Raw genomic sequence first — 7,742 nt, 5'->3', positions numbered from 1 at the left:
ATACGCTTAGTTTTCATTATTTGATTTGTGTAAGTCAATAATTGAACCAAATTTAATAACTATTCTTATCGACCTATTTTTTTAAAACTAAATCTTATAAACCTAATCTTACAATAAGCCTATTCTATAGATCTAACCTAGTACAATTAAACTAATTTGATAGTTATTCAATTCTAAGTTATCCCGTATAAGATGACTAATAACTCAATTTTGTTGTCTCACCATTTGGACTAATCACAATATTGTTCTTCACCTTCAAGTTATCTACCGAATCATAAACAAGAGGCTTGTCGTCCTGAGAACGCAGAGTGAATACATTGTTCTCGATGGTGATGTTGCGGTGAACAGCACCTGCCTTCTTGCGGTTTTCTGGATTGATCCAGATAGTAGAACTAGCGCAACGATTGAAAGTATTGTTGCGGATGATGAGATTGTGAACCGGACCCGATTCAAACCAGCTGCGAGCATCGTCTGCCACGAGAATAGCACTCATCTGCATTCCGTAGAAATAGTTATCCTCGATAACAGATGGCTGACGGGTGGTAATGAGAATACCACGAGTAGGAATACGGCTGAAGTGGCAACGTGCAATGTGTACACGAGGAGTCCAGGTGATGTTCTCCACTACACGTGTTCCATTCTTCAATAGATTCGCTGGTACTGGCTTGGTGAGCGTAATCTCTATCTCGCGAGGAGAAACCATCTTGGCACTCTTTACCTTGAAGGTACCCTCAGCAAGAAGTGTTTCAGGATTTACGATTTCTATGTCATCGCCGCTGTGGAATGACTGGAAACCATAGGTCTGATGATGCATATAGCGCAGGAGCAGCTTGTTGGCAGAGGTTGCACGAACAATCTGCAAATGAGTTCCATGCACATTGATAGGGTCATCATGAGCACCGGCAAACTTGGTATCGGTAATATCCACCAGTCCACGGCAGCCGGAAATTTGGATAAAGTCGGCAAATCCTGCATTGGTTCTGCCACTTCCCTCCTCTGGTGCAAACCAGCAGCGGTGGATAGAAATGTTTTCAGAAACCTGACCTACAACACCGAAGTTGCTGAGATAATAGATACGTACATTGTCCAGACGAACATTCTTAGACTCCCAGATAAGTCCGCAAGCCTCACGGCGGATAGCGTCGCGCATCTGGAAGACAGTACCTACAGGAACGGCAGGCTTCTTGTTGTATTTGATATAGAGCTTACCAGGCTCCATCTCGCGAGCCTCTACCACATTGTCAGTAGGACTCCAGTCACGCCAGGTAATATCCTTAATAGGGTCATACCACTGCGCAATACCTCTGCTGAAAGCCCAGCCACGTCCGTACCATTCTACTTTACCATCCTTGATGCGGTACTGTGAGGTAGGATGAGTTCGGCATATCATATAGTCCTTACCATCAGCCTCCACGGTCATTTCGGTCTGGGTAGGATGAGCATTGTCAATATTAAGATTACGGAGTGTGATGTTCTGGCAGTTGTCGATGACAAATGCCGACATCTCGCCGTCGAGCATCAGTGTAGAGCCATTACCGTCGATGGTTACATTTCGAAGGCCACGCAGCAGCAGGGCGATGTGCTTTGAAGGATCTGCACACTCAACCTCTGACGTAGTATTCGAAATATAATATTTGCGCACGGTAGATTCCTCACGGGTAATGTTCCATACACCGAGTTCCAGCTTCAAAGTTACTGGACTTCCCTTCATGGCAGCAGCCTTTTCCAATGCGCTGCGGATAGCATTGGCTGCATTTCCGTTCTGGCTGACGCTGATAACCTTCTCAGCAGCACTTACAGAAATGAACGACAACAGTAAAAGCGACAGAACAATCAGTCTTTCTTTGATAGTATTCTTCATTATAATGATATCTTTTCTATTATTCTTAATTTTAAGAAAGCCCGAAATCAGAGAAGATTCCGGGCTTTCCCCTTTTTCTGGCTAACTCCTGAAATAGGAGCTGGCAAGCTTATTTATTAAAACTAACAATTTTAATAGTCCAGATCTTTGTGTTGCCATTGGCAGCCTTTACGCTGAACTTGCGTTCCTTGGTCCAATCGTCTGGAGTACCCAAGTTAGCAGTTCCCTCAACAGGAGTAATACGAGCTGCTGTAGAAACAGTTACCTGACCCCACAACTTGCTCTGAGTTACCTGGTTGCGTACTTCTGTAGAGAAGTCGCCGCCAGCTTCAGGAACGGAAACACTTACGCTGATGACGCCATTCTCAGAGTCAACAGTACTCTGGCAGTTCAAACGCTTTTCCTTTACCACAGGCTCGCCAGTGATAGGATCCTTGTCTGTACTTGCCCAACGGTGGTAGAGCTGTACGGCGCTGATTTCAGCCTCCTCGTAAGAAGGCAGATCCTCCCAACTACATGCTGTAAGAAGAGGCATGCAAATCAACAGAAACACCCACTTGAGTGTTGAAAGAGATATCTTTTTCATTTCTATTCGATTTTTTGTTTATTAATAATATTACTCCCATCCTGGGTTCTGGTCAGATTCGTTGATGGCAGAGTTTGCCTGAATCAATGACTTTGGAATTGGGAAGAGATAAGAGCGTGTATCGAATGTACGCTTATCATTTGACAGCTGAACATTACCGATATAGAAAGCAGAGTGGTCTGGCTTAATCTCGATGAATGTTGCTGGCTCTGTAAGCTCATTGATTACGCTACCAGGAGCCTTGCCATCGTTAGCCTCCTGACCATACTTACCCCAACGCAGCAGACTGAAGTACCAGTCGCCCTCCCAGAAGAGTTCTACACGGCGCTCAATCTTGTAGTCCTTCCATGCATCAGCAAGAGTAGATGCCTCAGAAGCAGGAAGACCACCATGAGTCTGGCGGGTCAGGTTGAGAGTTGCTACTGCATCAGACACCTTGTTCAGACGGAGCTGAGCCTCTGCCTTGTTGAGCAGGCAACGGCCATAGCGGAAGATAACTTTGTGGTAATCCGTATATACATTGTAGAATGGACGTGGATCCCAGTTGGTATAGATAGACTTGCGCATTGCGTAGTTGGTCAGAGGCACGTGGTCGTTAGCGTAACGGTTGGTTGCCCAGCGGCTGAAGTTACCACGAGTGTAAGTGGTGATGTTCTCGCCGAGGTATGTAGAACCGTCGTGAACGATAGAAGCGTCGAAACGCTTGTCACGGTGCTGATACATCAGGTCGCTGATGTTGGTACCAGCAGTCTTCACCTTGAATGCCTTGAAGTACTGACCACCGTCAAACTCTGCATCATCCTTGTGCTCGATGCTGGCAATAGCCTCATCGCGGCTGATAGGAGTGGTGTTGTTGACGAACTGTGAAGCCTCATACCAGCGTACTGCCTTACCTGTCTCCTGGTCGATAACCAGATAGTCATCTACGAGGTTCTGGCTTGGAGTGTGGTCGAGCCAGCACTCAAAGATATCTGGATTCTTGAACAAAGGTCCGCAACCGTTCTTCTCAAGGTTTGAGTTGAGCAGGTTAGGGATGAGGTTGATCATATCAGTACCCTGTACGGTTGTATTGTCCTTGCTCCAGTACTGAGCCAGAATGATCTCAGGTGAAGAGTAAGCACCGTTCTGGTTGAAGATACTCTCATAGTTGGCATCGAGTGAAACACCTTTGAGGGCGTCAACTGCGTCGATAGCCTCCTGATAAAGGCTCTTGCCTGCCTGCAGAGATGCATTGTCGTTGGTATAAGCTGCAGCTGTAAGGCAAACCTCAGAGAGGAATGCATAGCCGGCATTCTTTGTCAGGCGACCAGCCTCTGCCTCTTCTGGCAAGTTAGGAATAGCCTCACGCAAATCGGTCAGTACGTGCTGGTAGCTCTCTACGATATCCTTGGTAAGAGGAAGATTGAACTCGTCGCCGGTGGTGAGTACACGGTCCACCCAGATATAACGGCCAGCCTTGCGAGCCAGGTCGAAGTAAATCATGGCGCGCATCATCTTTGCCTCTGCTGTAAAGCGTGCCTTGTAAGCCTCAGGAATAGAAGATTCCTTCATCTTCTCGATGATGAGGTTACAGTTACGGATAGAGGTAAAGCGGCTGTTCAAACCACAATCATAGGTGTTCTCGATAAGACCACGAGCCTCACCCGGACAGTCGGCACGGCAGTTCACCATGTTGTTGGTGAATGTCTTGTCCCATGTAGAGAACCACTCGTAAAGGCCGAACGCATTGCCATAGTTTCCGATGACGAATGCATCAACAGTACCCTGTGTCTCCCAAACAGTTGTTTCAGGATAGCCTTCTGTTGGCTTGGTGTCGAGGAAATCGCTGCAGCTCTGAAGGCCGAGGGCTCCCATCAACAGAATTGGCAATATATGTTTATGTTTCATAATGAATATGCTTTTTAATTATTGTTAGAATTTAGAAGCCGATGTTCACGCTGATTGTATATACTCTTGAAATCGGATATGTATAACCGCTACCTGAACCTGACTCAGGATCGAATCCCCACTTCTTGGCAGGGCTGAAGGTAAGGAGGTTGTAGCCTGCGAGAGATACATTACACTTGGTAAACCATCCCAGCTTGCTGAGAACGGTACGCTTCAAGTCGTAACCGATAGAGAGGGTCTTCAAGCGCAGGTAGTGAGCATCAACCAACCAGAAGTTAGAGCTTACGAAGTTGTTGTTGCCGTTGAAACCTGCTGATGCATGCTGACGTGGGTAGAGACTGTTGGTATTGTCAGGTGCCCAGATATCCTTCTGGAAATCGTAAATCACTGGCAAATAGTTACTGTTACCACCCTGGAGAATGCCATCTACATAGAGGTTGTAGTTGGTAGCACCCTGCCACAACATACTGAGCGACCAGCCCTTGTATTCCAAATCTACATTGAAACCATAGTTAGACTGTGGAGTTCCACCTGAACCCTGGCGATACTGGTCATCACCATCAATCTTACCGTCACCGTTGAAGTCGTAGTACTTCAAGTCACCGGCCATCAGGTTGGTTGAGCCATTACGCTTAGGACTGTTCATGATGTCCTCATAATTCTTGTAGAAGCCGAGGTTCTTGTAGTAAACACCAGAGTAAGCACCTACCTGTGTGCTGCGCTTATATGGGTTCTTCAATGAAGTCTCGCTCTCGTTAGGGTTGATGTTCCAACGGTCATCGTAGAAAGTGAAGTTGGCAGAAACACCATACTTCAAGTCACCGAAGCTGTCCTTCCACTGGAGTACGAACTCAGCACCACGGCGGATGCTCTCACCGTCTGACTTCACGTAAGGAAGGTTTTTGCCCAGAGGAGCTGTATAACCTACGTTTGAAGGTGAAGCGATGTAACCTGTTGTAACCTTGGCAAAGTAATCGATAGATCCTGACAAGCGACTGTTGAGTGTAGCGAAGTCAACACCGATGTTGAAGTCCTTGGTGGTGTACCAGGTCATATCTGGACTGATAAGGCCACCCTCATAGAAGCTTGAGTACCACTTGCCGCCGAGGTAAGCACCACGGGTATTCATACCATAAGAAGATACATAAGCGAAACGTCCTACATTGCCGTCCTGACCGATCTCACCGTAAGAAGAACGGATCTTCAAGAGGTTGAGCACCTTGTCGATACCGAGGTTCTTGTAGAATGCCTCATCAGATACTGCCCATGCTGCAGAGCCAGAGAAGAAGGTTCCCCAACGCTTGTTCTTTGGGAAGTAATCACTACCGTCATGACGCATATTCACCTCGAACATGTAGCGAGAATCATAGTCGTACTTCAAACGGCCGATAAAGGCTGCACGGCGATAACCTACACCCTCTTGTGAACCGTTGGTAGCTGTATCTACAGGACCTGAATTCATCTGGTCAACGTCGAAGAGGTATGAGTTACGAGCCAAAGATGAGTTGTCGTAATCTGAACCGCTGGCCTCAACACCGAAGGTTGCACCTACAGTATGCTTCTCAAAGAAGGTACGAGAGTAGTCAACGAAGAACTGAGTATTGAAGTTGCTGCGGTAGTAAACGTTCTTGCTCAAGCTAGGCTTGTTGGCAGTAGCAGGATTGCCCTCCCAGTCGTATGTCTGTGCAGACTTATTCCATGTCTTGTTGCGGTCGTTCACGATACCGTAGCTGGTGAGCGCCTTCAGGGTAAGTCCCTTCACCCATGGCACCTCCCAGATCAGGTTGAGGTTACCACGTACAGAACTGATTTGCTCCTTATAGTAACCGCCATCACCGCTGATGTCAACGAGTGGGTTATCGGTAGTACCGCTGTAAATCTGTCCGTACTGGTTGTAAGCAGGCTCCCAAGGGCGCTTGTTCTGAATGTGCGACCATACTGTGTAATATCCACGACCAGAAGCAGTTGCAGGTTCCTTTGTATCCACGATGTAAGCATCTACACCCGTCTGTACCTTCAAACCAATCTGCTTGAAGGTAGCCTCCATGTTGGTACGGAAGTTGTAGCGCTGCATGTTGTTGGAGTTGGTGCGATAGATAGACTCCTGATTGTAGTAACCCAGACCAGTGTAAATCTTCATCACATCATTACCACCTGCAACAGAGAGATTGTGGCGCATTTCAGGAGCGAAAGCACGCATACATACGTCCTGCCAATCTACATTAGGATGACCCTTTGGGTCAGAACCGTTGCGGAAGAGTTCCAGTTCTTCCTGAGAGTACTGAGGGGCACGTCCGTCATATTCCAGACCGCGGTTCAGATAGGTAGCTGCTGTATAAGAATCTACCTTATCCTGCAAGTCGGCTGGCTGAGAGAGTGTGTAGTTGAAGCTATAGTCAATATTCAACTTGCCTGTAGCTCCCTTCTTGGTAGTTACCATGATGATACCGTTGGCTGCTCGAGCACCGTAGATAGCGGTAGCAGAAGCATCCTTCAATACAGTTACCTGGTCGATATCATCTGTATTCAAGTTCTGGAAGTCACGCTCCTCACAGATAATGTTATCGATAACGTAGAGAGGTGTGCCACCACCACGGATCTTGATAGATGCCTTGGCGTTGATACCACCACCTGACTGCTGCACGATAAGACCAGGAGCACGTCCTGCCAAACTCTGTGTAATATTAGGTACAGGTACCTTAGCGATGTCATCTGCCTTTACAGAAGAGATAGCAGATGTAGTCTTTCTCTTAGAAGTAGTACCGTAACCTACTACAACTACTTCATTAAGAGTTTTAGAATCTTCATAGATTACAACGTCCAAAGCTTGACCTTTGAACTTCACTTCCTGTGTTACATAACCAATGTAGGAAATAACAATAGTCTGTCCATTTTCTACACCAGAAATGGTAAATACACCATCCAGGTCAGTTACAGCTCCTGTCTTATCGGAACCTTTTACCTTGACCGTTGCACCAATAATTGGTTCACCAGCAGCGTCCTTTACCACACCCTTGCAAACAGCACCCTGCTGTGTTACCTGGGCTACACCAAATGTACTTGAGGAAGGAACAGTACTCGCATTGGCGCCACCTACTAAAGATCGTAGATAGTAATAGGGTCATGCCAAACTGACTTTTTTTGCTCATAATTGTTTGGTTTTAATTGTTATATTATGTAGTTTTATAAGATAATCAGATTCTTAATAATATAATTGTCTGACTAAGTTTATATATTGATTCAATTCATGATTCTTATTGTGTAGGCTTATTATATTTTAATAACCGGTTGCAAATTTACGATAAATTTTAATAAGTTGTCTAAAAAAAAGTTAATAAATGCAAACGGGGCGAAAAAACATATAAAACTTGCTTTTTCGCCCTCTCTTATCCTTATTATATATAGGAA

The 7,742-nt window shown here is 46.0% G+C and carries 4 protein-coding genes; all 4 read right to left on the bottom strand.

Annotated features, from left to right (window positions below):
* Window positions 1-196: 196 nt before the first annotated feature.
* A complete protein-coding gene (locus DXD25_RS01920; protein ID WP_117661535.1) occupies window positions 197-1,861 on the bottom strand; it encodes a right-handed parallel beta-helix repeat-containing protein in 1,665 nt (554 codons plus the stop codon).
* A gap of 109 nt (window positions 1,862-1,970) precedes the next feature.
* Window positions 1,971-2,447, bottom strand: a complete 477-nt coding sequence (locus DXD25_RS01915) for a hypothetical protein (RefSeq protein ID WP_117661534.1) — start codon at window positions 2,445-2,447, stop codon at window positions 1,971-1,973.
* Window positions 2,448-2,477: 30 nt separating this feature from the next.
* Window positions 2,478-4,334, bottom strand: coding sequence for a RagB/SusD family nutrient uptake outer membrane protein (locus DXD25_RS01910; RefSeq protein WP_117661533.1), 1,857 nt, complete (start codon window positions 4,332-4,334; stop codon window positions 2,478-2,480).
* A 31-nt stretch (window positions 4,335-4,365) separates the two neighbouring features.
* Window positions 4,366-7,344 (bottom strand): TonB-dependent receptor, encoded by a 2,979-nt coding sequence (locus DXD25_RS01905; protein WP_117661532.1) that lies wholly within the window; start codon window positions 7,342-7,344, stop codon window positions 4,366-4,368.
* Window positions 7,345-7,742: the final 398 nt, after the last annotated feature.

This window comes from Prevotella sp. TF12-30, assembly GCF_003436715.1.
Lineage (GTDB): Bacteria > Bacteroidota > Bacteroidia > Bacteroidales > Bacteroidaceae > Prevotella > Prevotella copri_A.
The sequence above is the reverse complement of the archived record's forward strand: the minus strand, read 5'-3'. Positions and strand labels throughout refer to the sequence as shown.